At 54.8% G+C, this 22,194-nt stretch carries 24 protein-coding genes and 1 other annotated feature; of the genes, 12 read left to right on the forward strand and 12 right to left on the reverse strand.

Annotated features, from left to right (window positions below; all coding sequences use genetic code 11):
* Position 1: 1 nt before the first annotated feature.
* The 8 genes from pheT to IV493_RS09745 form a co-directional block, all read right to left on the reverse strand.
* Complete coding sequence (pheT, locus tag IV493_RS09710; RefSeq protein ID WP_195857052.1) at positions 2-2,389, reverse strand: phenylalanine--tRNA ligase subunit beta; 2,388 nt, start codon at positions 2,387-2,389, stop codon at positions 2-4.
* 14 nt (positions 2,390-2,403) lie between these two features.
* Complete coding sequence (gene pheS / locus IV493_RS09715) at positions 2,404-3,387, reverse strand: phenylalanine--tRNA ligase subunit alpha (protein ID WP_013357682.1); 984 nt, start codon at positions 3,385-3,387, stop codon at positions 2,404-2,406.
* A gap of 71 nt (positions 3,388-3,458) precedes the next feature.
* Positions 3,459-3,584: a sequence feature (Phe leader region), on the reverse strand.
* A complete protein-coding gene (gene pheM, locus IV493_RS09720; RefSeq protein ID WP_106120997.1) occupies positions 3,535-3,579 on the reverse strand; it encodes a pheST operon leader peptide PheM in 45 nt (14 codons plus the stop codon). (Overlaps the previous feature by 45 nt.)
* Before the next feature lie 117 nt (positions 3,585-3,701).
* Positions 3,702-4,058: a 50S ribosomal protein L20 gene (gene rplT / locus IV493_RS09725; protein WP_003853267.1), complete on the reverse strand. Its 357-nt coding sequence runs from the start codon at positions 4,056-4,058 to the stop codon at positions 3,702-3,704.
* Between the two features lie 44 nt (positions 4,059-4,102).
* Positions 4,103-4,300 carry a 50S ribosomal protein L35 gene (gene rpmI / locus IV493_RS09730; RefSeq protein WP_004157374.1) on the reverse strand — a complete coding sequence of 66 codons (198 nt, stop codon included), beginning with the start codon at positions 4,298-4,300 and terminating at the stop codon, positions 4,103-4,105.
* Between the two features lie 99 nt (positions 4,301-4,399).
* On the reverse strand, positions 4,400-4,951 hold the full coding sequence (gene infC, locus IV493_RS09735; protein ID WP_033732471.1) for a translation initiation factor IF-3: 552 nt from the start codon (positions 4,949-4,951) through the stop codon (positions 4,400-4,402).
* A 3-nt stretch (positions 4,952-4,954) separates the two neighbouring features.
* Positions 4,955-6,883 (reverse strand): threonine--tRNA ligase, encoded by a 1,929-nt coding sequence (thrS, locus tag IV493_RS09740; protein ID WP_013357680.1) that lies wholly within the window; start codon positions 6,881-6,883, stop codon positions 4,955-4,957.
* A 247-nt stretch (positions 6,884-7,130) separates the two neighbouring features.
* Positions 7,131-7,892 (reverse strand): YdiY family protein, encoded by a 762-nt coding sequence (locus IV493_RS09745; protein WP_013357679.1) that lies wholly within the window; start codon positions 7,890-7,892, stop codon positions 7,131-7,133.
* 351 nt (positions 7,893-8,243) lie between these two features.
* Between IV493_RS09745 and ghoS the strand changes: the two genes are divergently transcribed.
* Positions 8,244-8,564: a type V toxin-antitoxin system endoribonuclease antitoxin GhoS gene (gene ghoS, locus IV493_RS09750; protein ID WP_013357678.1), complete on the forward strand. Its 321-nt coding sequence runs from the start codon at positions 8,244-8,246 to the stop codon at positions 8,562-8,564.
* Positions 8,565-8,643: 79 nt separating this feature from the next.
* Positions 8,644-9,537: a fructosamine kinase family protein gene (locus tag IV493_RS09755; protein ID WP_013357677.1), complete on the forward strand. Its 894-nt coding sequence runs from the start codon at positions 8,644-8,646 to the stop codon at positions 9,535-9,537.
* Between the two features lie 12 nt (positions 9,538-9,549).
* On the opposite strand, the gene IV493_RS09760 is transcribed toward IV493_RS09755, so the two are convergent.
* The gene (locus IV493_RS09760; RefSeq protein WP_013357676.1) at positions 9,550-10,086 is read right to left on the reverse strand and encodes a YniB family protein; all 537 of its coding nucleotides are present in this window, start codon (positions 10,084-10,086) and stop codon (positions 9,550-9,552) included.
* Between the two features lie 149 nt (positions 10,087-10,235).
* Here IV493_RS09760 and hxpB point away from each other — a divergent pair, with 149 nt between their 5' ends.
* From hxpB to IV493_RS09790, 6 genes are all read left to right on the forward strand, one after another.
* Complete coding sequence (gene hxpB, locus IV493_RS09765; protein WP_013357675.1) at positions 10,236-10,904, forward strand: hexitol phosphatase HxpB; 669 nt, start codon at positions 10,236-10,238, stop codon at positions 10,902-10,904.
* A gap of 175 nt (positions 10,905-11,079) precedes the next feature.
* A complete protein-coding gene (gene kduI / locus IV493_RS09770) occupies positions 11,080-11,916 on the forward strand; it encodes a 5-dehydro-4-deoxy-D-glucuronate isomerase (protein WP_195857053.1) in 837 nt (278 codons plus the stop codon).
* A 17-nt stretch (positions 11,917-11,933) separates the two neighbouring features.
* Positions 11,934-12,695 carry a 2-dehydro-3-deoxy-D-gluconate 5-dehydrogenase KduD gene (gene kduD, locus IV493_RS09775; RefSeq protein WP_013357673.1) on the forward strand — a complete coding sequence of 254 codons (762 nt, stop codon included), beginning with the start codon at positions 11,934-11,936 and terminating at the stop codon, positions 12,693-12,695.
* Between the two features lie 149 nt (positions 12,696-12,844).
* Positions 12,845-13,435: a metal-dependent hydrolase gene (locus IV493_RS09780; protein ID WP_033782918.1), complete on the forward strand. Its 591-nt coding sequence runs from the start codon at positions 12,845-12,847 to the stop codon at positions 13,433-13,435.
* Between the two features lie 151 nt (positions 13,436-13,586).
* Positions 13,587-14,978 (forward strand): L-cystine transporter, encoded by a 1,392-nt coding sequence (locus IV493_RS09785; protein WP_033732462.1) that lies wholly within the window; start codon positions 13,587-13,589, stop codon positions 14,976-14,978.
* 188 nt (positions 14,979-15,166) lie between these two features.
* On the forward strand, positions 15,167-15,577 hold the full coding sequence (locus IV493_RS09790; protein WP_195857054.1) for a DUF6515 family protein: 411 nt from the start codon (positions 15,167-15,169) through the stop codon (positions 15,575-15,577).
* A gap of 66 nt (positions 15,578-15,643) precedes the next feature.
* On the opposite strand, the gene osmE is transcribed toward IV493_RS09790, so the two are convergent.
* The gene (gene osmE / locus IV493_RS09795; protein ID WP_010245718.1) at positions 15,644-15,979 is read right to left on the reverse strand and encodes an osmotically-inducible lipoprotein OsmE; all 336 of its coding nucleotides are present in this window, start codon (positions 15,977-15,979) and stop codon (positions 15,644-15,646) included.
* Positions 15,980-16,282: 303 nt separating this feature from the next.
* Here osmE and IV493_RS09800 point away from each other — a divergent pair, with 303 nt between their 5' ends.
* From IV493_RS09800 to cho, 4 genes are all read left to right on the forward strand, one after another.
* The gene (locus tag IV493_RS09800; protein ID WP_095707285.1) at positions 16,283-17,485 is read left to right on the forward strand and encodes a multidrug effflux MFS transporter; all 1,203 of its coding nucleotides are present in this window, start codon (positions 16,283-16,285) and stop codon (positions 17,483-17,485) included.
* A 118-nt stretch (positions 17,486-17,603) separates the two neighbouring features.
* Entirely contained in the window at positions 17,604-18,428 is an 825-nt protein-coding gene (gene nadE / locus IV493_RS09805) for an ammonia-dependent NAD(+) synthetase (RefSeq protein ID WP_013357668.1), read from the forward strand.
* A 60-nt stretch (positions 18,429-18,488) separates the two neighbouring features.
* Positions 18,489-19,379: an aromatic amino acid DMT transporter YddG gene (gene yddG, locus IV493_RS09810; RefSeq protein ID WP_195857055.1), complete on the forward strand. Its 891-nt coding sequence runs from the start codon at positions 18,489-18,491 to the stop codon at positions 19,377-19,379.
* 67 nt (positions 19,380-19,446) lie between these two features.
* Positions 19,447-20,307 carry an excinuclease Cho gene (cho, locus tag IV493_RS09815; protein WP_033782915.1) on the forward strand — a complete coding sequence of 287 codons (861 nt, stop codon included), beginning with the start codon at positions 19,447-19,449 and terminating at the stop codon, positions 20,305-20,307.
* 72 nt (positions 20,308-20,379) lie between these two features.
* On the opposite strand, the gene spy is transcribed toward cho, so the two are convergent.
* Together spy and astE are read right to left on the reverse strand one after the other, a co-directional pair.
* Positions 20,380-20,874 (reverse strand): ATP-independent periplasmic protein-refolding chaperone Spy, encoded by a 495-nt coding sequence (spy, locus tag IV493_RS09820; protein ID WP_033732453.1) that lies wholly within the window; start codon positions 20,872-20,874, stop codon positions 20,380-20,382.
* Between the two features lie 308 nt (positions 20,875-21,182).
* Positions 21,183-22,178: a succinylglutamate desuccinylase gene (gene astE, locus IV493_RS09825; protein ID WP_195857056.1), complete on the reverse strand. Its 996-nt coding sequence runs from the start codon at positions 22,176-22,178 to the stop codon at positions 21,183-21,185.
* Between the last annotated feature and the right edge of the window lie 16 nt (positions 22,179-22,194).

Below are 22,194 nucleotides of genomic sequence, written 5' to 3' on the forward strand. Positions count from 1 at the left end.
TTCAATCCCTCAAGGTTGCCTGGAATCGCTCTTTTAATGCCGCAACGCATTTGCCAACGGTCGCGGCAATCTCCTCTTCTTCGAGTGTCCGGCTGGTATCCTGCAAAATCAGGCTGATTGCGAGGCTCTTGTAGCCCTCAGAAACGCCCTTACCGCGGTACACGTCAAACAAGTTTACGCCAACTACCTGATTTACGCCAACTTTCTTACACTCCGCAATGATATCTGCTGCAGGGACGTTTTCAGCCACTACAACGGCAATATCACGGCGGTTCGCCGGGAAGCGAGAAATCTCGCGCGCGTCAGGCAGGACGCGGTCTGCGACCTTATTCCAAAGCAGTTCAAAGACTAAGGTGCGGCCATTGAGATCAAGCTTACGTTCCAGCTCAGGATGTACAACGCCGATAAATCCGATATGTTCATCATGCAAATAAATCGCCGCGCTCTGTCCTGGATGCAACGCCGGATTCGCCTCAGCCCGGAAGCTAATCTCATCCAGTTTGCCGGTTAAATCGAGCAGCGACTCTAAATCGCCTTTCAAATCATAGAAGTCAACTGTCTGACGCGCCAGATCCCAGTGCTCTTCAACACGGTTGCCGCTGATGACGCCAGCCAGCATAAGATCCTGACGGATGCCTAAATCCGCCTGCGTATCTGGCACAAAGCGTAAGCCGCTCTCGAACAGACGTACACGGCTCTGCTGACGGTTCTGGTTATAGACCACCGCACTGAGCAGACCGGTCCAGAGTGACAGACGCATGGTCGACATATCACTGGAGATCGGGCTTGGCAGTAACAGCGCCTCTTCACCCGGATGCAGCAGCTGCTGGATTTTCGGATCGACGAAGCTATAGGTAATCGCTTCCTGATAACCTTTATCCACCAGCAGGTTTTTCGCGCGTTTCAGCGACAGATTCGCTTCACGGTGACGGGTCATGACCAGACCGGCCTGAACAGGTACATCAGGAATATTGTTGTAGCCATAAATACGGGCCACTTCTTCGACCAGATCTTCTTCAATGGCCATATCGAAGCGCCAGCTCGGCGCGACGGCCTGCCACTGCCCTTCACCTGCCGTCACGTCACAGCCGAGACGCGTCAGAATGTCGGTAACCTGCTCATCCGCAATCACGTGACCAATCAGACGGTCCAGCTTTTCGCGACGCAGCGTAATGGTCGCCGGGACAGGCAGGGCTGCCTGATGGGTCTGATCGATGATCGGGCCTGCTTCACCGCCGCAGATGGACAGCAGCAGTTGGGTAGCACGCTCCAGCGCGGTATGTTGCAGCGCCGGGTCAACGCCACGCTCGTAGCGATGAGACGCGTCGGTATGCAGACCGTGACGACGGGCGCGGCCAGTGATAGAGAGCGGATCAAAGTACGCACACTCGAACAGGATGTTCTGCGTTTCGCCGTTCACACCCGAATGTTCGCCACCAAAGATTCCGGCCATCGCCAGCGCTTTCTGATGATCGGCGATCACTAAAGTATCACTCTGCAGGGTGGCTTCAGTGCCATCCAGCAGCGTCAGCTTTTCGCCCTCTTTCGCCATGCGCACCACGATACCGCCATCAATACGGTCAAGGTCGAAGGCGTGCATTGGCTGACCCAGCTCCAGCAGAACGTAGTTGGTGATATCGACGACAGGATCGATAGAGCGAATGCCGCAGCGACGCAGCTTCTCTTTCATCCACAGTGGCGTAGCTGCCTTAACGTTAATTCCTTTCACGACACGGCCCAGATAGCGCGGACAGGCTTCTGGCGCGTCAACCTGAATCGGGAACGTGTCGTTAAGCGTCGCCGCGACCGGCTGCATCTCCGGCACCTTCAGCGGCAGGCCGTTGAGCACGGCAACATCACGGGCGATACCGATCAGACCCAGACAGTCGGCGCGGTTAGGCGTGACGCTGATTTCAATGGTGTTGTCGTCCAGCTGCAGGTACGCGCGGATATCGGTGCCAACGGGCGCGTCAGAAGGCAATTCGATGATGCCGTTGTGATCGTCGGAAATACCCAGCTCGGAGAACGAGCAGAGCATCCCTTCAGAGGGCTCGCCACGCAGTTTAGCCGCTTTGATTTTGAAATCACCTGGCAGCACAGCGCCGACGGTCGCGACAGCAACTTTCAGTCCCTGACGGCAGTTCGGCGCGCCACAGACGATATCCAGCAGGCGATCGCCACCGACGTTGATTTTGGTGACACGCAGCTTGTCGGCATTGGGGTGCTGACCGCACTCCACGACTTCACCAACCACAACGCCATGGAACGCACCGGCGACGGCATCAACGCCGTCCACTTCCAGACCGGCCATGGTGATTTGTTCAGACAGCGCAGCGCTGTCCAGGGCTGGATTTACCCATTCGCGTAACCAGAGTTCACTGAATTTCATTGGATATCCTGCCCTTACTTAAATTGTTTGAGGAAACGTAAATCATTTTCGAAGAAAGCACGCAGATCGGTCACGCCATAACGCAACATGGTCAGACGCTCCATGCCCATACCAAAGGCGAAACCGGAATAAACTTCCGGATCGATGCCGACGTTGCGCAGCACGTTAGGGTGCACCATGCCGCAACCCAGCACTTCCAGCCACTTGCCGTTTTTACCCATAACATCCACTTCTGCCGATGGCTCAGTGAACGGGAAATAAGAAGGACGGAAGCGAATCTGCAAATCTTCTTCGAAGAAGTTGTTCAGGAAATCGTGCAGTGTGCCTTTCAGGTTGGTAAAGCTGATGTTTTTATCCACGATCAGCCCTTCCATCTGATGGAACATCGGCGTGTGCGTCTGGTCATAATCGTTACGGTAGACGCGGCCTGGCGCAATAATACGGATAGGCGGCTGCTGAGCCTGCATGGTGCGGATCTGCACGCCAGAGGTCTGCGTACGCAGCAGACGCGTGGCGTCGAACCAGAAGGTATCGTGATCGGCACGCGCCGGGTGGTGCGCAGGAATATTCAGCGCATCGAAGTTATGATAATCATCTTCAATTTCGGGCCCTGTTACCACGCCAAAGCCTAACTCGCCAAAGAAGGTCTCAATGCGATCCATGGTGCGGGTGACCGGATGCAGACCGCCATTCTCGATACGACGACCCGGCAGAGAGACATCAATGGTCTCTTCAGCCAGACGGGCATTCAGCACCGCGGTTTCCAGTGCATCTTTACGGGCATTCAGTCGATCGGTGACCTGCTGCTTCGCTTCGTTGATTACCGCACCCGCTGCAGGACGCTCTTCTGCTGGCAGCTCGCGTAACGTCGTCATCTGCAGTGTCAGATGTCCTTTCTTACCCAGGTATTCGACGCGCACCGCGTCAAGGGCGGCGATATCCGTCGCCCCGTCGATGGCCGCCGTGGCGCTGGCCACCAGTTCTGCGAGTTGGGACATAGTTTCCTCTTTTTCCAGTCAGGCTGGTCAGTTCTCGTTGGGACCTGCCGGTCCAATATGCTAGCGCCAGAAACAAAAAAGCCTCCACGAGGGAGGCTTTTAGCGCGATTTTTCGTTTCTTCTCTTATGCGCAAAAGCCCCCGAATGTCAGGCGCTAAAGTAAAAAAAGAAACGGAAAATAGCAGCATTCATGCTTGCGGTTACCTTGTCATGCGATACAGGGGGTCTATTGAAAAGCTCAGCGACGAAAATGTCAATCTTTTGCGTAAGTTACAGGCAATAAAAAAGGGAGCAAGCTCCCTTTTCCATCTGACTTACGCCAGGGCTGATTTCGCTTTTTCGACCAGTGCAGAGAATGCCACTTTGTCGAATACGGCGATGTCGGCCAGGATCTTACGGTCAATCTCAATGGCTGCTTTTTTCAGACCATTGATGAAACGGCTGTAAGACATGCCGTTCTGACGCGCCGCTGCGTTGATACGCGCGATCCACAGCTGACGGAACTGACGCTTACGCTGACGACGGTCACGGTAAGCATACTGACCAGCTTTGATAACAGCCTGGAAAGCAACACGGTAAACACGTGAACGTGCACCGTAATAGCCTTTAGCTTGTTTTAAGATTTTTTTGTGACGTGCGCGAGCAACTACACCACGTTTTACACGAGCCATTTAGCTCTCCTGTTTAATATTCTGAATTAATGAAAAAAATTTACTTATGCGTACGGCAGGCAGGCAATAACCAGACCCAGATCGCCTTTTGACACCATGCCTTTAGGGCGCAGGTGACGTTTACGCTTAGTAGATTTTTTAGTCAGAATATGACGCAGGTTTGCGTGTTTACGCTTGAAGCCGCCAGAAGCGGTCTTCTTGAAGCGCTTAGCCGCGCCACGTACAGTTTTAATCTTTGGCATTTTAAAAATATCCACTTCGCATTGTTAATAACATGACCCAGACAGGCGAACAGATAACCGCACTGCGCGAACGCTGCGCGGTCATTGCTACTTGAAAGCCTACTGTTTCTTCTTAGGAGCGAGCACCATGATCATCTGGCGGCCTTCGATCTTCGAAGGGAAGGATTCGACAATGGCCAAATCCAGATCTTCACACAGGTCTTTACGGACGCGGTTAAGCACTTCCATACCGATCTGCTGGTGCGCCATCTCACGACCGCGGAAGCGGAGCGTGATTTTGGCTTTATCGCCATCTTCCAGAAAGCGAATCAGGTTGCGTAGTTTGACCTGATAGTCGCCATCATCGGTTCCAGGACGGAATTTGATTTCCTTAACCTGAATAACTTTTTGCTTCTTCTTCTGTTCCTTAGAAGATTTGCTTTTTTCATAGAGGAACTTGCCGTAATCCATAATGCGGCAGACCGGCGGTTCGGCATTCGGGCTGATTTCGACTAAGTCGCCGCCCGCTTCCTCGGCTTTTTCCAGAGCTTCGCGTAATGTGACAATGCCAATCGGCTCGCCATCCATGCCCGTTAAGCGCACTTCAGTTGCGCGGATTTCACTGTTAATTTTGTTCGGACGCGTCGGTAGTACTCGTTTTCCGCCTTTAATACTTTATTCCTCCAATTGGTGAAGATTTCGGCTGCGAATCTCTTGTTGAAGTTTCTCAACAAACAGATCGACATCCATCGATCCCAGGTCTTTACCACGGCGGGTGCGAACGGCAACTTTGCCAGATTCCACCTCTTTATCACCGCAGACCAACATATAAGGGACGCGACGTAATGTGTGCTCGCGGATTTTAAAGCCTATCTTCTCATTTCTCAAGTCTGCCTTCACACGAATGCCAGCATTCTGCAGCTTACGCGTCAAAGACTCAACATATTCCGCTTGTCCGTCGGTAATATTCATTACCACAACTTGCAGCGGTGCCAGCCAGGTTGGGAAGAAACCGGCGAATTCTTCGGTAAGAATACCGATGAAGCGCTCCATCGATCCCAGAATCGCACGGTGAATCATCACTGGCGTCTGACGGTCGTTGTTTTCACCCACGTAGGTTGCTTCAAGGCGTTTTGGCAGGGAGAAGTCTAGCTGAACTGTTCCGCACTGCCAGGCGCGATCAAGACAATCGTACAAAGTGAACTCAATTTTAGGGCCGTAGAACGCGCCTTCACCTGGCTGGAACTCAAACTCAATGTTGTTTTCGTTCAGCGCAGCGGCCAGGTCTTCCTCGGCACGATCCCACATCTCATCTGTACCGATGCGCTTCTCAGGACGGGTGGATAACTTCACCACAATCTTTTCAAAGCCGAAGGTGCTGTACATGTCATAAACCATGCGGATACAGCTGTTCACTTCGTCACGCACCTGCTCTTCTGTACAGAAGACGTGTGCATCATCCTGGGTAAAGCCGCGAACGCGCATCAGACCGTGCAGCGCACCTGATGGCTCATTACGGTGACAGCTACCAAACTCTGCCATACGCAGCGGCAGGTCACGGTAGGATTTCAGACCCTGATTAAAGATCTGAACGTGTCCAGGACAGTTCATCGGTTTGATGCAGTATTCACGGTTCTCAGATGAGGTGGTGAACATTGCTTCTTTATAGTTTTCCCAGTGCCCGGTTTTTTCCCACAGGACGCGGTCCATCATGAACGGACCTTTCACTTCCTGGTACTGGTACTCTTTTAATTTGCTGCGGACAAACACTTCCAGCTCGCGGAAGATGGTCCAGCCGTCATTATGCCAGAAGACCATACCGGGTGCTTCTTCCTGCATGTGGTAGAGATCCAGCTGCTTACCAATCTTACGATGGTCACGCTTCGCCGCCTCTTCCAGACGCTGCAGATAGGCTGCCAGCTGCTTTTTGTCTGCCCATGCGGTGCCATAAATACGCTGCAGCATTTTGTTGCTGCTGTCGCCGCGCCAGTAGGCACCGGAGATCTTCTGCAGTTTAAAATGATGGCAGAACCGCATGTTCGGCACGTGCGGACCGCGGCACATGTCGACATATTCTTCGTGATGATACAGGCCAGGCTTATCGTCATGGCTGATGTTTTCATCAAGAATAGTGGTCTTGTAGATTTCGCCGCGCGCCGCAAAGACGTCGCGTGCTTCCTGCCAGCTGACCTTTTTCTTCACCACATCGTAGTTGGTTTCAGCCAACTGATGCATGCGTTTTTCCAGCAGGTCGATATCTTCCTGGGTCAGGGTACGATCGATGTCGACATCATAATAGAAGCCGTTATCAATGACCGGGCCGATCGCCATTTTGGTATCCGGCCACAGCTGTTTAATTGCGTGCCCTAACAGGTGCGCACAGGAGTGACGGATAATTTCCAGACCCGCTTCATCTTTTGCGGTAATGATCGCAACAGCGGCATCGTCGGTGATGGGATCAGCAGCATCAACCAGTTCACCGTTAACGCGGCCAGCGATACAGGCTTTCGCCAGACCTGGACCGATGTCCAGCGCAATATCCATGACACTGACAGGGCGGTCAAACACGCGCTGGCTGCCATCAGGAAGCGTAATTACAGGCATTTCATGTCCTTATTTGCAGTGGTAAGCCACACGAAAGCTTACATGCAACGTAATGTAAAATGAGTGACCTGGCGTGATATCAGACCCACATTGTCGGAATGTCGCCAGGATTGCAGTGCGGAGCAGATGATAGCAGTTTTCGCCGACGAGAAAAACCATCCCCTTTTCGCTAAGCCATGGAGCGAAAAAAAAAAGCGGCCTGACACACAGTGTCAGACCGCCGGGCTTGCCGCAGGCAAAAATGCGCTTACATCGCGTAAGAGAGCATGATTGAGGTTTTGGTGTCGGTGCGATCTGGCGCAGACTCAGCCGGATTGTTGTTCCAGGTGACGTTGTAAGCCAGCTTCAGCGCGAAGTGGCTATTGATAGCGACCTGCAGGCCGGTTTCAGAGTTCACCGTGGTGTCTTCACCGAAGCTGCTCAGCACGGATACGCCCTGAATAAATTTGGTGGTATCGGTCAGCTGCCACTGATAGCTCACAGCGCCATAGCCCAGCGCCTTGGTCTGATGACCGCCAGCGTGGTAATCGTCATAACGTACACCCGGACCAAATTCCGCACGCAGCGAGTGCACTGGACCGTTCAGGATCTGACGACCGTAACCGGCAGTCAGCACGTCACGTGAATCGTAACCATTGAAACGATCGCTTAACCAGCTCGCCTGGCCAAACAGGTAGTCATAGGAGTTGAGGTTATAGCGTGAACGACCACCGATGTTGTACGTCTCTGAAGAGCGTTCATCATTTGACGAGGTGTTCGCTGCGTTACCCCACAAGCTGTAGGCCATAGATGACTGATACCAGGTCATATTGGTCTGAGCAGTCAGCGATGAACTGGTGGTGTTACCGGTTTGCGCCAGGTATCCCGCAGAAGCAGAACCTTCAAATGGCTTTTTAGCCGTGGAAGGGTCATCCATTGAGGTGAATACGGCGTTATCGGCCAGTGCCTGGTGACAAAACGCTCCGGCGGAGAGCAGAAGAACAGCAGACAGCTTGTTATAGGCTTTCATTAAATGTGATCCGTGCGACTGTTTAAAAAACGGAGAGTCTGAAGCGTTTTGCCGGGCATTCAATGCAATTTACGGTAAGTTTTGTAAAAAATTATTAACTTACACAAAATGCCTGGAATCACCCTGACAACCCATGTTAATTGGGACTCATCTTATTAACGTCGCGCATTATAGTGCTGCCCAAATGAAAAGCCAGACGTAACGGCAGAAAGATTTTTACGTCATGGGCAGTACTCCTGACACTGATTTACGTTATGCGTCACGACAGACACCCAGCATCTCTTTCATAATTCGCCTGAATTTTCACCATAGTCTACGCTCAGTTCAGTTTCTCTTTCCCGGAGGTGCCTTATGAGCAACACTGCCCTGACCCGCTATATCGTGACCTTTCATTATCAGGAGTCGGGATTAAGTGACATCCTGGAGCTGACCAGCGCGATGACCGCCGCCGGTTTCACCACCACGCTGGCCGATGAAAATGGCCATCCCCATGAGCTGGGCACGAACAGCTATGGCATTGTCAGTACGCTGGACGCTGAGGATCTGCGACAGCAGGTTGCGGCTGCCGGTGAAAACGCCCTGGGTCAGAAACCGGATGTGACTGTCATCACCTTTGAAGAGTATCTGCGGGACACTGCCAGTCATCGCCCCGCCACCTCGGCGCCGGAATAAAAAGGTGCAATCACGCTGGTTTTGGTGAATATTCAGGCATCAGCATCGGACTTACGCAGCGAACAACGAGGATAGCCCTATGTGGTCAGCCATCAGTCGTCTGTTAAGCGAGCAGTTAGGCAACGCCGAAATCACTCAACGTCACGCCCTTGCGGGTGGTGATATCCATCCCACCTGGCATATTCGCTACGGCGATCACGATGTCTTTGTCAAAAGTAACAGCCGCGAGATGCTGTCGCTTTTTACCTGGGAAGCCGACCAGCTTGCCTTGCTGGCGCGCACCGGCACGGTTCGGGTGCCAGAAGTGTATGGTGTGGGTCATCATCGCGAGGAGAGCTTTCTGTTGCTGGAATATATCAGGCCACAGCCGCTTGATGAGCAGAGTGCATATCAGCTGGGTCAGCAGCTGGCGCACCTGCACCAGTGGAGCGAACAGACGCAGTTCGGCCTCGATTTCGACAACAACATCACCACCACGCCCCAGCCCAATAGCTGGCTGCGGCGCTGGTCGGTCTTTTTTGCCGAACAGCGCATTGGCTGGCAGCTGCAGCTGGCGGCCGAAAAGGGAATTCAGTACGGGGATACCGAGCTGATTATCGCCTCCGTGCAGCGGGTGCTTGCGTCACATCATCCGCAGCCGTCGCTGCTGCATGGTGATCTCTGGCCAGCTAACTGCGCCAGCAGTGACAATGGCCCCTGGCTGTTCGATCCCGCCTGCTACTGGGGCGACCGTGAGTGCGATTTAGCCATGCTGAGCTGGTACCCTGACCTGCCCCGCCAGATTTATGACGGTTATCAGGCTGTGTGGCCCCTGCCGGATGGTTTTTCGCAGCGTCTGCCGGTCTACCAGCTCTACTATCTGCTGAACCGGGCTAACGTGTTTGGCGGGCACTGGCCCGGCGATGCACAGTTCGCCATTGGCCAGTTGCTGGATGAGGATGCGCTCGGCACCCGTCAGGCCAGACCGGCCTGACGGCGTTCACGGTCAGATAAAGCCCAGCAGCGACAGCGCAAAATATCCGGCTATCGCAATCACCACTGGCAGGACATAAAGCGGGAAGATCTGCAGGAAGATGGTGTGACGAGGAACGCGTACCTTCTCTTCCAGTTGCTGACGGCTGCGTCCTTCACTGCCCTTTGCCTGCTCCAGAATCATCTGATCTTCAATGCCCTCTTTGACGTGACGTGCCTGCCGTCCCATCCGCGCGCCTGATGATTCCAGCGCCAGCCCGACAAAAATCAGAATGTAGATCAGCCAGAAACCCAGATTCATCTGACCGTTAAATTCCGGTACCGGCGAGTTATGCCAGAAAACGTTCAGGAATGGCGTGTTGAAGCGCAGCATATCGACAATGACATGGACGAAATCAAGCATAACGGCGTCAATGCCCGGCTGCTTCTCGCTGTGCTTAAACATAAAGCTCAATACCGAAATAATGGTCGACAACAGTGCCACTAAAAAGAGCACCCAGCCCACCACGCGCTTAAGGATGGCGATACGGCCAGCCTGTTGATAGGTCATAATATCTCCTGAACCTGGAATCCAATTTGCCGTCAGTCTACCTGCCAACGAAGAAATTTCCCAAATAAAGCGTGGTCAATCGGATGAAGCATGCGTCAGCAGAGAATGATGTTATGGTTAAACCGACTTTATTTATAAGGAGACCGCTGATGACCTGGCACCGCCCTGTCCTTGCTGCCCTGTTTGATATGGATGGCTTACTGATCGATTCTGAACCGCTGTGGGATCAGGCTGAACTGGATATCTTTTCAACGCTGGACGTCGACCTGTCACGACGCAGTGAAATGCCCGATACCCTTGGCCTGCGTATCGACCAGACTGTGCGGATGTGGTACGAAACGCTGCCCTGGCAGGGCCCCTCTCAGCAGGAGGTTACTGACCGTATTATTGCGCGCGCCATGACGCTGGTGGATCAGACGCGGCCGCTTCTGCCTGGCGTGGAAACGGCGCTGCAGCTGTGCCAGGAGCAGGGAATGAAAATCGGCCTGGCCTCAGCATCGCCGCTCATGATGCTGGAACAGGTACTGGAGATCTTCAACCTGCGCCACTATTTCGATGTGCTGGCTTCAGCAGAAGCACTGCCCTACAGCAAGCCCCATCCGCAGGTCTACCTTAACGCCGCCGCCAGCCTGGCAATTGATCCACTCAACTGCGTCACGCTGGAAGACTCGTTCAATGGCATGATCGCCACCAAAGCGGCCCGCATGCGGTCGATTGTGGTGCCTGCCGCTGAACACCGCGAAGACCCGCGCTGGGCGCTGGCGGATGTCCGGCTGGACAATCTGACCCAGCTTAGCCTGCAGCATCTGCAGGGATGATAAACAGCCCGCGCATAGCGGGCTTTTTTTTGCCCGCTGCGCCTGCCGGTTGATCTGCTCCGCAAAAAAATAAAACAACGTTTCATTTTTATTGAATTCCCATCTCGCTCTGCCTAAGATGCCCGAAGCGTCCCCATTCGGGGCATGAATAACCTGACCTGCAGAGAGGCCTGAGATGGACGTTCGCCAAAGCATTCACAGCGATCACGCTAAACAGCTCGACACTGACGCGCTGCGACGCGAGTTTCTGATTGAGACGATTTTTTCCGCTGACAATTACACCCTGACCTACAGCCACACCGACCGCATCATCATTGGCGGCGTGATGCCGGTTAATAAGCCAGTCACTATCGGTGATGAGATGGGAAAGCAGCTGGGCGTCAGTTACTTTCTTGAGCGCCGCGAGCTGGGCATGATCAACATTGGCGGCCCGGGTCTGGTTAAGGTCGACGGTAAAGCCTGGGAGATCGGTCATGAAGAGGCGCTTTACATTGGTAAAGGTGCGCGCAACCTGCTGTTCCGCAGCCTGAACCCGGCCCAGCCCGCTAAATTTTATTACAACAGCGCACCCGCACACTGCACCTTCCCGGATAAGAAGATTACGTTACAGGAAGCCGCAACTGCCACGCTGGGTGATGCTACTACTGCCAATCGTCGCACCATTAACAAATTTATCGTGCCGGATGTGCTGCCCACCTGCCAGCTCACCATGGGCTTAACCCGACTGGATGAAGGCAGCCTGTGGAACACCATGCCCTGTCACACTCATGAACGGCGCATGGAAGTCTATTTCTACTTCGATATGAGCGAAGAGAGCGCGGTCTTCCACATGATGGGAGAACCCCAGCAAACCCGCCATCTGCTGGTACATAACGAGCAGGCGGTCATCTCACCCAGTTGGTCAATTCATGCCGGCGTCGGCACCCAGCGTTACACATTTATCTGGGGCATGGTGGGTGAGAATCAGGTCTTTAATGACATGGACCACGTCAAAATCAGCGAACTGCGTTAAGCAGAGGAGAAGCATAAATGGTACTGAATACGTTTGATTTAAAAGGCAAAGTGGCAATGGTGACCGGTTGTAATACCGGTCTGGGTCAGGGTATGGCTCTGGGGCTGGCTCAGGCTGGCTGCGACATTGTCGGCGTTAACCGTTTCGAACCTGACGAAACGCAGCGTAAAGTTGAAGCACTTGGCCGCCGTTTCTGGTCGATATCGGCTGACCTGATGAAATCTGATGTTGCGTCGCAGGTTGTTGAGCAGGCGGTCGCAGCCGCGGGCAGAATTGATATTCTGGTCAACAACGCCGGGATTATCCGTCGTGAAGATGCACTGAACTTCAGCGAGCAGGACTGGGATGATGTGATGAACATCAACAGTAAAACGGTCTTTTTCCTGTCACAGCAGGTAGCCCGGCAGTTTATTGCTCAGGGTAGCGGCGGCAAGATTATCAATATCGCCTCTATGCTGTCGTTCCAGGGCGGCATCCGCGTGCCTTCCTATACAGCGTCGAAAAGCGCAGTCATGGGTTTAACGCGTCTGATGGCGAACGAGTGGGCGAAGCATGGCGTTAATGTTAATGCGATTGCCCCAGGCTATATGGCTACCGATAACACTGAACAGCTGCGTAAAGACCAGGCCCGAAGCGATGAGATTCTGGGGCGTATCCCGGCAGGACGCTGGGGCGTGCCTGATGACATGATGGGCCCGGTAGTTTTCCTGGCCTCTTCCGCGTCTGACTACGTTAATGGCTATACACTGGCGGTAGATGGCGGCTGGCTGGCTCGTTAATCTTTCTGGCAGAGCGGGCGGACAGTGTTTCATCACTGTCCGCCTTGTTAAAAATATTCATGCTTCGTTACAGCGTCACATGTTCTCATTTACTGGATAAATCCCTATACTGGATGCATCGACAGCTTTCTTTGCAACCAGGTTCTATCATGACGGGCGAAGGCCACATCATTTTTGCCATTGCCAGCGCTATTTTTGCCAAACGTGCTGAGCTGACACCCGTACTGGCGCAGGCCGACTGGTGGCATCTCGTTCCTTCAGCCCTGCTGACATGCCTCCTGCCCGATATCGATCACCCCAAATCTCTGCTGGGACAGCGACTACGCTGGCTTTCTCATCCTATTGCGCGCGCGTTCGGCCATCGGGGCTTTACCCATAGTTTGCTGGCGGTGGCGGCCGGTTTATGGCTTTTTCAGATAAACCTGCCCCAGTCGTCGCCGATACCGGCAGACGTACTACAGGGTCTGACGCTGGGCTACCTCAGCCATATTGTGGCTGATATGCTGACGCCCGCCGGGGTTCCGCTGCTGTGGCCCTGCCGCTGGCGCTTCCGTCTGCCGATTCTGCGCAGTCAGAAAGGAAATCAGCTTGAGCGGGCGTTATGTCTGGGACTGGTAGGCTATGCGCTGTGGTTCCCGGTCGGCATGCCATCTTTTGGTGCAAACGGCTGGCCGGCTCAGCTGTTTGATACGCTACAAAATGGCGTCGGACGGTTAATTTCCAGTCATACTGCGCAATAAAGCCGCACAAAACGTCATTAAGTTATAAACCATGCCATTTGGATATAAGGTGCCCTCTCCGCCTGCTGTTACCATTCCCGCTGTCTTAATTCGTGATTAACATTATGCGGCTTTCCCGGGTGGGAAAGCCGCATTACTCTGGAGTTTCAGTATGGACCTTCCTCTTACGCTCAATATCGTGGCCTTTGTGGTGCTGCTGGTATTGCTCTCCCGCTTCAGCCGTCAGAACTGGAGCCTGTCGAAAAAAGTGCTGACCGGTCTGGTGATCGGCGTGCTGTTCGGCCTGGTTTTGCAGTTGATCTACGGCGAAAACAGCGCAGTGGTAAAAGAGTCTATCAGCTGGTTTAACATCGTCGGTAATGGCTATGTCCAGTTGCTGCAGATGGTGGTGATGCCGCTGGTGTTCGTTTCTATTCTGAGTGCGGTGGCCCGTCTGCATAACGCCTCGTCGCTGGGGAAAATCAGCGTACTGACCATTGGCGTACTGCTGTTTACCACCGCGATTTCGGCGCTGGTCGGCGTCTTCGTCACCGGCCTGTTTGGTCTGAGCGCAGAAGGTCTGGTTCAGGGTGTGCAGGAAACCGCGCGGCTGAGTGCGATCCAGAGCAACTATGTCGGCAAAGTCTCTGACCTGAGCGTGCCACAGCTGGTGCTTTCCTTTATCCCGAAAAACCCGTTTGCCGATCTGACCGGCGCTAATCCAACGTCAATTATCAGCGTCGTCATCTTTGCCGCATTCCTGGGTGTGGCTGCCCTGCAGTTGCTGAAAGATGATGAAGTGAAAGGTCAGCGCGTGCTGGTCGCAATCGACACGCTGCAGTCATGGGTTATGAAGCTGGTGCGTTTAGTGATGAAACTGACGCCATATGGTGTGCTGGCGCTGATGACCAAAGTGGTTGCCGGTTCAAACCTGCAGGACATCATCAAGCTGGGCAGCTTTGTGGTCGCCTCTTACCTCGGTCTGGCCATCATGTTTGGTGTTCATGCTCTGCTGCTGTCGGTGAATGGCATCAACCCGCTGCGCTTCTTCCGTAAAGTGTGGCCGGTGATCACCTTCGCCTTCACCAGCCGCTCCAGCGCAGCGAGCATTCCGCTGAGCGTAGAGACGCAGACCCGTCGTCTTGGCGTGCCGGAGTCGATTGCCAGCTTCGCGGCATCCTTCGGTGCCACTATCGGCCAGAACGGCTGTGCCGGTCTCTATCCGACCATGCTGGCCGTAATGGTTGCGCCAACTGTCGGGATCAACCCGTTTGACCCGCTGTGGATTGCAACCCTGGTCGGGATCGTCACGCTGAGCTCTGCAGGTGTGGCGGGCGTCGGCGGCGGTGCCACCTTTGCCGCCCTGATTGTTCTGCCTGCGATGGGCCTGCCTGTCACCCTGGTGGCGCTGCTAATCTCCATTGAGCCGCTGATTGATATGGGTCGTACGGCACTGAACGTCAATGGTTCGATGACCGCGGGTTCCCTGACCAGCCGCTGGTTAGGTCTGACCGATAAGCGCGTACTGGAAAGTGACGACAACGCCGAGCTGGCGCACCGTTAATCTGCTGTAAGCCTGGCGCGCCCGCGCCAGGTTATTTCTGCCCTTCCTCTCCATAATCCTCCCCATTGATGGCGACGCCGTTAAGAAAGCGTTAAGCATGGTAAACAGGCGAAAAATCGCCGCTTTAGTGCTTGTCTTTACCCGGTAAAAAGCGAATTCTGCATCCAGTCTTATGAGGAGGACATCCGATGAAAAAAATTATTGCCTCGCTTCTGACGCTGGCGCTGTTGACGCCCGCGCTGGCTTTCGCCCACCCTGGCGACTGGGGCCCGGGTGGATGGGGCCGACATGGCGGACCCGGCCCCCACTGGGGCGGTCCTGGCCCCCACTGGGGCGGTCCTGGCCCGGTGCGTTTTTTACCTGAAGCCGCTACCGCGGTGCTGATTGGCGGACTGACCTACTACCTGCTGAACGGCAGTTATTATCAGCGTCATGGCGAAGAGTATGTGGTGGTCGAGCCGCCAGCAGAGTCGCGGGTCAGCAGTGAAATGCGGGTACTCGACTTTAATGGTAAACGTTTCTATGTGCAGGACGGCCACTACTACCAGCGGCAGATAGACGGTGATTATGTTGAGGTGCCGCGGCCGGCGGGATTGTAGTCCGCGCCGCAACGAAAAACGGCCCGTCATGACGACGGGCCGTTTGCTATTCAGGGGTGCTACGTATTACTGCTGAACCTGCGGATCGGTGTCATATTCCGCGCAGCTCTGGAAGCCGTAGTTCATCACACGGCCAGTGTCGTTATAGCTCACGAAGTAAGTCTGTGCTTTACCGTCGCGCTGACCCAATACGTAAGTCTGGCAGGTGCCGCGCGCGTGAACCATGGTGATTTCAGTAGACGGCGTACCAGCGATCTGACGAACCTGATCGCGGGTCATACCTTTTTTAACATCCTTAACGACTGGCTTAGTCACGTAGCTTTCAGCACGATCGTAAGTCGTACAACCAGACAGTGCAGCCAGCGTCAGCGCCGCAGCGATACATCCCATCACTTTATTCATCTTGTTGTTCCTCATTGATTGTCCATGTGGAAACAAGCCTGGAACATAAATGCTGATTTATCAAGTTTATGAGCAACAATTCATCGCATAGCAAATGTCAGGATATCGTAAAGAAGGCTGTTTTGCTGTCAACGCAGACGTATACTTCCCCGCAAAACAGACACCCTGTAACGATTCATTTTCAGACTCATCGGCCATCATCAGTGAGGGCGTTGATCAGTGTGGTAGCGGCGTTACGGGTATCTGCAATTTACTGCCTTGCCCGCTTTCTGTTCACCCCACCGCTGACGACTCCGAGGATAAATGACCCCTGTACATTCTAACCGCCTGGTTTACGCCATTACGCTCGGCCTGCTGGCCGCACTTGGCCCGCTCTGCATTGACCTCTATCTGCCCGCACTGCCACAAATGGCGCAGGATTTGCACACTGAAACCGCAACCGCGCAGCTGAGTCTGACCGCCGGCCTGCTGGGTCTGGGCGTTGGCCAGCTGCTGTTTGGCCCGATGAGCGATAAGTTTGGTCGCCTGCGCCCGCTGACCCTGTCACTGGTGCTGCTATTTATCGCCTCGATGGGCTGTGCGCTGGCGCAGGATATTAACCAGCTGCTGCTGGCACGACTGTTCGAAGGGTTAGCAGGTGCGGGCGGCGCCGTGCTGTCACGGGCGATTGCGCGTGACATGTATAGCGGTCATGAGCTGACGCGCTTCTTCGCGCTGCTGATGCTGGTCAACGGTCTGGCGCCGATTGGTGCACCGGTACTGGGCGGTGTGCTAATGACGATAGTCAACTGGCGCGGCATCTTTATGGTGCTGGGCGGCATTGCCATTCTGCTGATCCTGCTGGCACGCTGGAAGCTGCATGAAACACTGCCAGAAGAACGGCGCAGTAAAGGATCGATTTTCTCCGCTTACGCCGCGCTGGGTCAGGTGATAACCCATCGCCCCTTTATGGGCTTCTGCCTGACGCAGGGCTTTATGATGTCCGGGATGTTCGCCTACATTGGTGCCTCACCGTTTGTGCTGCAGCAGATTTATGGCCTGTCGCCTCAGGCCTTCAGCTTTTGCTTTGCGGCCAACGGTTTTGGTCTGATCATTGCCTCGCAGACCAGCGCCCGTCTCTGTCCGCTTTGGGGCGAGTATCGGGTGCTGAAAGGCGGGCTGACGCTGGCCTTTGTCGCCTCCAGCCTGCTGCTGTTGACTGCGCTGCTCCATGCACCGCTGGCACTGCTGCTGGTCGCACTGTTCTTTACCATCGCCAGTAATGGCGTGATCGCCACCACCGCCTCATCACTGGCGATGCAGAGTCAGGGCCACCGCGCGGGCAGCGCCTCTGCCGTGATTGGCGTCACCATGTTCACGCTGGGCGCAATTACTGTGCCGATCACCGGCATCGGCGGCACCTCGGTACTGAGCATGTGTGCCACCATTTTCGGCTGCTTTATGATGGCAATTCTGATGTTCAGCGTGCTGGCGAAAAAACCGCTGCCGCAGGTAAAAACTCACTGATTTCGCAATGTTAAGGCGTAATCAGTTGCCGCTTAAGCTTGTTGTTTTGGCGAAGGCACGTTAGCTTTATTAAAACGTTCGCATCGAGCCGACAGGCCACTGACCTGAGGAGAAGTTCATGTCACTGCAGCAGGAAATTATTGAAGCATTGGGTGTGAAACCCGCTATCGACGCCGACCAGGAAGTGCGCGTCAGCGTCGATTTTCTAAAAGCCTACCTGAAACGTCACAGCGGACTGAAAACGCTGGTGCTGGGGATCAGCGGCGGTCAGGATTCAACGCTGGCGGGTAAGCTGGCGCAAACGGCGATCAGCGAGTTGCGTCAGGAGAGTGGTGACAACGACTATACCTTCATTGCCGTGCGTCTGCCCTATGGTGTGCAGGCGGATGAGCAGGATTGCCAGGACGCGCTGGCTTTCATCAAGCCTGACCGTTCGCTGGTAGTCAATATCAAAGAGTCAGTGCTCGCCAGTGAGCGCGCGCTGAAAGACGCAGGTATCACGCTTTCTGACTTCGTGCGCGGCAACGAAAAAGCGCGCGAGCGAATGAAAGCGCAATACAGCATCGCCGGCATGACCAAAGGGGTAGTGGTTGGGACCGATCACGCGGCGGAAGCGGTCACCGGATTCTTCACCAAGTATGGCGATGGCGGCACTGACATCAACCCGCTGTTCCGCCTGAACAAGCGTCAGGGCAAACAGTTGCTGAAGCATCTTGGCTGCCCGGAACATCTCTACCTGAAGAAGCCGACTGCCGATCTGGAAGATGATCGTCCAGGCCTGCAGGATGAAGTGGCGCTGGGTGTCACCTACGAGATGATCGATGATTATCTGGAAGGGAAAACCATCAATCCTGATAACGCCCGCATCATCGAAGGCTGGTATCTGAAAACCGAGCACAAACGTCGCCCGCCGATCACGGTATTCGACGACTTCTGGAAGTAATCCCGCGCCTCCTTTGCCCCGGCAAGGGAGGCTTCTCTCACTCACCTTGTTGATCGCTGTATGCCTGCCACCGTTTCGCGCGCCACCCTTATCGGGCTTATCGCCATTCTGCTCTGGAGCACCACCGTTGGCCTGCTGCGCAGCGTCAGTGAAGCCTTTGGCGCTACCGGCGGCGCGGCGCTGATCTACAGCACCACCGCCATGCTGCTCTGCCTGACGCGCGGCCTGCCAAAGCCCGGCGCAATGCCTGCAATCTATTTATGGCTGGGCGGCATCCTCTTCGTGGGCTACGAAATTTCTCTGGCGCTGGCTATCGGGCTGGCCAGCGATCGCAGTCAGTCGCTGGAGCTGGGGATGATTAACTATCTCTGGCCCTGCCTCACCATCGTGCTGGCGATCCCATTTAATCAGCAACGTTTCCGCGTCTGGCTCTGGCCCGGACTGCTGCTGTCGCTGCTGGGTATCGTCTGGGTGATGAAAGGCAGCGGCAGCGGCTCGCCTGCGCTGCTATGGCAGAACATGCTGCGCAATCCTGTCGCCTATGCACTCGCCTTTATCGCCGCCCTGACCTGGGCGCTCTACAACAACGTTACCCGCCGCTTTGCCCGGGGTTCGAACGGCGTTACGCTGTTTTTTATCCTGACCGCGCTGGCGTTGTGGATCAAATATGCCTTCAGCGGTCATTCTGCGCCGATGACCTTTGCGCTGGTCCCGCTGCTGGAGGTGCTGTTTGTCGGCCTCTCTACCGCCATCGCCTACTCCGCCTGGAACCACGGGATTCAGCAGGGCAACCTGACGCTGCTGGCCACTGCCTCCTACTTTACGCCAGTGCTGTCGGCCCTGCTGGGGTCGCTATGGCTCGGCCTGGTGCCACCGCTGGCCTTCTGGCAGGGGGTCGCGATGATTACGTTGGGTTCGCTGATCTGCTGGCTGGCGACACGGCGTCTTTAACCAGACGGCTGGCGATCATTTCGCCTGCCTGTTATGCTGTATGGACAACCAGTAAGTGGAGTCCATTTTGGCCAGACGTGCTGCCATTCTTCGCCCCGAACCCGACGCGAATACAATTTATCAATATCCTGAACACCTGCGTGAATGGCTGGAAGGTCTGCCGAATCACCCTGGCGTCTATACCTTTCACGGCGAGAGTGAGTCGCTGCCGCTCTATATAGGTAAAAGCGTGAATCTGCGTTCGCGGGTAATGTCCCATTTTCGCACCCCTGATGAGGCGAAAATGCTGCGTCAGTCGCGGCGAGTCAGCTGGATCCCTACCGCAGGCGATCTCGGCGCACTGCTGCTGGAAGCGCAGATGATCAAAACCCAGCAACCGCTGTTTAATAAGCGACTGCGCAAAAACCGGCAGCTCTGTTCGCTGCAGATTACCGATGGCAAACCAAACGTGGTTTACGCAAAAGATCTTGATTTCAGCCAGTCTCCCAACCTTTTTGGCCTCTATCGCAGTCGCTTTGCCGCCCTTGAACGACTGAAGCAGCTTGCGGATGAGTATCAGCTCTGTCATGGCCTGCTGGGTCTGGAAGCGCTGAGTGCGGGACGAGGCTGCTTCCGTTCGGCACTGCGCCGCTGCGCCGGTGCCTGCTGCGGTAAAGAGCCGGTCAGCGATCATCAGGATCGTCTGCTGGAAGCGCTGGAAAATGTGCGGGTCTTTTGCTGGCCGTGGCAGGGTGCCGTAGGTCTGGTGGAGGAAGGCAAAGAGATGACGCAGATCCACGTCATCGACCACTGGTTCTATCTCGGTTCGGTCAGCAGCATGGATGAAGCCAGAAAACTGCAGCGGCCCAAAGGCGGTTTTGACCACGACGGCTACAAAATTCTCTGCCGCCCGATTCTGTCGGGTGCCTACCCTATTCTTCCGCTATAAAAAAACCGCCGATGCTGCCCACTCATTTCAGTGGACAGCGTCGGCGGTCTCAGACCGTTGGCTTAATTAAGGTTATTCAGCCGGTTCTGCTGGCGGTGCCATTTTTCCTTCGTGCGGGCCTTTCTCAGTCAGACGCTTTTCAAAGTTCGCGTTGTACTGTTTTTTCTGCTCCGGCGTCAGCACGTTATAGAGCTTGTTCTGCGTTTCCAGCATCTTCAGCGCATGCTCTTTTGCATTGGCAGACATTTTTTCTGCCTGCGCTTCTGCTTTGCTCTGATCAAAGCTGTCAGAGGCAATGATGCTGTGGGCTGCGCGACGCTCATCCAGCGACGGACGCTGCATATCTTTGTGGCTCTCTTTCATGATGTCGCGCATCTGCGTTTTCTGCGCGTCGGTCAGGTTCAGACCTTTAAACATCATCTCCGGGCCATGGCGCATTGGCGGTTTGTGCATCGCTTTTTCGCTGCCCGCTGGCGGTGGAGTCAGGTTATCTGCTGCTGCATGGACGGCGGTGGCTGCACCAAACGCCAGCGAAGAAGCCAGTAAAAGGGAAGTCAGTTTGCGCATAATCGTGTCCTTATAATTCATGATAATGACGACAGCACTCTGTCGCGTCTTCGGAAACAAGCATACGACGCTGAACGTCAACTAATCAGAGCCTGAGTAAAGCCGTGAAAGCATAAAAGATAAAAATCGGGCAATCATGAAGAGAATAAGAAGAAAGGCGTGAGGAATTGAAAACGTTTATGAATTTACAGCGAATTTCGCAGAAATCATGGAGGAGTGTAATGGTTACGACAGGAAAGCGGAAGGCTCTCTCCCGCTTTTCCTGCCGATTTTTTAGCACCGATGAACGGCACCGGTAACTTCAGGCATCAGACCGACAGTGCCTGGGTCTGTGCGCCCTCTTCTATCAGCATCAGTCCGGCACGCAACCCGGCTGCTACGTTGGGGTTCGGGAACAGCACATATTCCCGTGCCTGCTGCACGTAATAGCGGGTGTTGCCATCTTCCGCCAGCAACGTCCCCTGTGGAAAGGCGGTAAAGTTCAGCGTTTCCGGTGACATATGCAGCGTAAAGTGCTCACTCAGCCGGGTGATCTGCTGCGCGACCCGATAATGGCGCGGCTTAACCGTAGTGACGGGCATGGCTTCACCATAGAGTAACGATGCCAGCGCCTGCTGTGCCGCACTGAACTGACTGAGATCGTTCTCGCCAAACGGCAACGCTTTGCCCAGCTCCAGGGTGCAGCTGGCCGCACCGAAGTGCTCGCAGCTGAAATGCGTAAAGGTGCCGCCCGGCGCACGATGAAATACCAGCGCTTCCAGACCGGCTGCGGCCAGCCAGTCGAGAAACCCGGGCGGCCAGGGGCGCTCGTTGTGCGGCATCACGCCGAACTGAGGATGGTAAGAGCCGCGAATCGCGGTGTGCATGTCGAGATGCCAGCGCGTCTCATCGCACTCACCCAGCTGCCAGAACGTTTCCAGCGTCTGCTCCAGCCGCAGCACGCGGCGGGCCTCATCGCTATCGTCAATCTGCTGCCAGCGTCCGCCAAACAGCCGGTTGATGTCATAGCGCACATAGCGCTTGCCAGCCCGCAACGCTGACGGGTTACCCAGAATCACCAGCATGCGCTGCTGCAACGGTTTTTCGCCGCGCAGCAGGGGATTAATAAGCTGGTTCACGATTTCAACCGGAGCGGTTTCATTACCGTGGATCCCGGCGGAAAGCACCAGCGCCTGTTTAACCGGCACCGTTGGCTCCATTAACAGTATGCCGTGATACAACCACTGCCAGCGAAGATGCGCCGTTTCACCACTACGCTTACGCGGTACTTCGCCGGAGAGCGTTTGCTGTAAAAAGTCCTGCATCGTTCCTCCTTTTCGC

Origin of the sequence: Pantoea sp. SM3640 (assembly GCF_015654165.1) — a bacterium.
GTDB classification, from domain to species: domain Bacteria; phylum Pseudomonadota; class Gammaproteobacteria; order Enterobacterales; family Enterobacteriaceae; genus Pantoea; species Pantoea vagans.

What these genes read in the sequence shown, in the direction of transcription:
- IV493_RS09790 (WP_195857054.1), top strand. Translation starts at nt 15,167, where the DNA reads ATGAAAAAAATTATTGCCTCGCTTCTGACGCTGGCGCTGTTGACGCCC.
- yddG (WP_195857055.1), top strand. Translation starts at nt 18,489, where the DNA reads ATGCCTGCCACCGTTTCGCGCGCCACCCTTATCGGGCTTATCGCCATT.
- kduI (WP_195857053.1), top strand. Translation starts at nt 11,080, where the DNA reads ATGGACGTTCGCCAAAGCATTCACAGCGATCACGCTAAACAGCTCGAC.
- hxpB (WP_013357675.1), top strand. Translation starts at nt 10,236, where the DNA reads ATGACCTGGCACCGCCCTGTCCTTGCTGCCCTGTTTGATATGGATGGC.
- nadE (WP_013357668.1), top strand. Translation starts at nt 17,604, where the DNA reads ATGTCACTGCAGCAGGAAATTATTGAAGCATTGGGTGTGAAACCCGCT.
- pheS (WP_013357682.1), bottom strand. Translation starts at nt 3,387, where the DNA reads ATGTCCCAACTCGCAGAACTGGTGGCCAGCGCCACGGCGGCCATCGAC.
- spy (WP_033732453.1), bottom strand. Translation starts at nt 20,874, where the DNA reads ATGCGCAAACTGACTTCCCTTTTACTGGCTTCTTCGCTGGCGTTTGGT.
- IV493_RS09745 (WP_013357679.1), bottom strand. Translation starts at nt 7,892, where the DNA reads ATGAAAGCCTATAACAAGCTGTCTGCTGTTCTTCTGCTCTCCGCCGGA.
- osmE (WP_010245718.1), bottom strand. Translation starts at nt 15,979, where the DNA reads ATGAATAAAGTGATGGGATGTATCGCTGCGGCGCTGACGCTGGCTGCA.
- pheT (WP_195857052.1), bottom strand. Translation starts at nt 2,389, where the DNA reads ATGAAATTCAGTGAACTCTGGTTACGCGAATGGGTAAATCCAGCCCTG.
- IV493_RS09760 (WP_013357676.1), bottom strand. Translation starts at nt 10,086, where the DNA reads ATGACCTATCAACAGGCTGGCCGTATCGCCATCCTTAAGCGCGTGGTG.
- ghoS (WP_013357678.1), top strand. Translation starts at nt 8,244, where the DNA reads ATGAGCAACACTGCCCTGACCCGCTATATCGTGACCTTTCATTATCAG.
- rpmI (WP_004157374.1), bottom strand. Translation starts at nt 4,300, where the DNA reads ATGCCAAAGATTAAAACTGTACGTGGCGCGGCTAAGCGCTTCAAGAAG.
- kduD (WP_013357673.1), top strand. Translation starts at nt 11,934, where the DNA reads ATGGTACTGAATACGTTTGATTTAAAAGGCAAAGTGGCAATGGTGACC.
- IV493_RS09780 (WP_033782918.1), top strand. Translation starts at nt 12,845, where the DNA reads ATGACGGGCGAAGGCCACATCATTTTTGCCATTGCCAGCGCTATTTTT.
- IV493_RS09755 (WP_013357677.1), top strand. Translation starts at nt 8,644, where the DNA reads ATGTGGTCAGCCATCAGTCGTCTGTTAAGCGAGCAGTTAGGCAACGCC.
- IV493_RS09800 (WP_095707285.1), top strand. Translation starts at nt 16,283, where the DNA reads ATGACCCCTGTACATTCTAACCGCCTGGTTTACGCCATTACGCTCGGC.
- thrS (WP_013357680.1), bottom strand. Translation starts at nt 6,883, where the DNA reads ATGCCTGTAATTACGCTTCCTGATGGCAGCCAGCGCGTGTTTGACCGC.
- rplT (WP_003853267.1), bottom strand. Translation starts at nt 4,058, where the DNA reads ATGGCTCGTGTAAAACGTGGTGTAGTTGCTCGCGCACGTCACAAAAAA.
- IV493_RS09785 (WP_033732462.1), top strand. Translation starts at nt 13,587, where the DNA reads ATGGACCTTCCTCTTACGCTCAATATCGTGGCCTTTGTGGTGCTGCTG.
- astE (WP_195857056.1), bottom strand. Translation starts at nt 22,178, where the DNA reads ATGCAGGACTTTTTACAGCAAACGCTCTCCGGCGAAGTACCGCGTAAG.